This window comes from Ventrimonas sp. (genome assembly GCF_048380235.1).
In the GTDB taxonomy this organism is placed as follows: Bacteria; Bacillota; Clostridia; order Lachnospirales; family Lachnospiraceae; genus Brotaphodocola.
In genome coordinates, this window is the sequence record NZ_DBFCCJ010000086.1 from 1 (window position 1) to 1,182 (window position 1,182).

Below are 1,182 nucleotides of genomic sequence, written 5' to 3' on the forward strand. Positions count from 1 at the left end.
TCCGGTGTCAGCGTGATATTATTTCCGAATGTGGCTTTCTTTCCCATCGTTTCAATCTCCTGCACCGTCAGAGCAACGGTCTTTGCTGTTTTGGTTTCCTTTTGCAGAGCTTCCAGTTTCTTTTTCTGTTTCTCCGTGGCAGCTTTGGCATTCTCCAACCCCCGCTTCGCCTGTGCCACCTGCCCGGTCACAGCTTCCAAGCGCTGCTGTTCTGCCTGCACCTTGAACTGGGTCACAGTCAGATGTTCCTCTGTACTGCCACGCTCTCCACGCTCCACATCGGTATATCCGGCATTTCGCATGAAATGAAAAAAGTCATCCTGCAACACACTGTAGGACGACTTCAAAATCTTTTTTCCTTTTGCGTTCAACATTGGATTACCATCCTTGTCAAGCACCGGCTTGGACTCCCATTTTTTACTGCGGCTGACCTGCGTGATCGTTTCCTTTACCGTTCCCCGGAGGGATTCATCCTTACATCGCTTCGACCACAGAATTTGCTTCTCTACCACCGGGATATAAACCACATGAAGGTGGTAGTGGTACACATCTTCGCCCAGAGCTTCGGACATTGCCCGGTTGCGCTCGTCGGCGTGCATCACAGCGGATAGGATATACTGCTCACCGCCTACGATCTCCACGGCGGCTTTATAGGCATCGGCATAAAACTGTTTTGCAAATTCATAGCCGCCGTGATTGTAGAAGTAAGCAGAGTTCACATCAAAGATCAACTCACCGTATTTGACGGCATCCGGTTTCAGACCTCTGGTGGAGATCACGCCATCCTGTTCCATCTGCTCGAACATTTTTACATAATCGTCAGTGGGAGACTTGAAGTGAACATTCAGCGCAGTACGTTCCGGCACGACGTCCTGATTGCTGTAGCTGTCCTTTTCACGCTCATTGTGTTCCTGTACCTTCGCCACATCAGCCGGTGTTTCCAAGTCCTGATTTCTGGCTACGGTACGGTCTATTCCATCATTTCTTGCCATTGGATTTTTCCTTTCTTTGAGATTTGCAGACAGCGGAAGGCTGGAGAACGGCACTTTTTCAAAGTGTAATAACCCACTATGACACTTTCATCCATACTGGCTGCAAAGTGCCGTGGGCTCTCCGAGGGCTCTCCCGAGGGGGAATGCGGTCACTGCGGTGACCTCTGCTGACCAAGGCGAAAATGTCTGC

Annotated in this window: 1 protein-coding gene; it reads right to left on the reverse strand. The window is 50.3% G+C overall.

Annotated elements, in window-relative coordinates:
* Window positions 1-992 (reverse strand): plasmid recombination protein (locus tag ACMP1L_RS13740; protein ID WP_418453355.1); only part of this gene is annotated, 992 nt, incomplete at its 3' end.
* Between the last annotated feature and the right edge of the window lie 190 nt (window positions 993-1,182).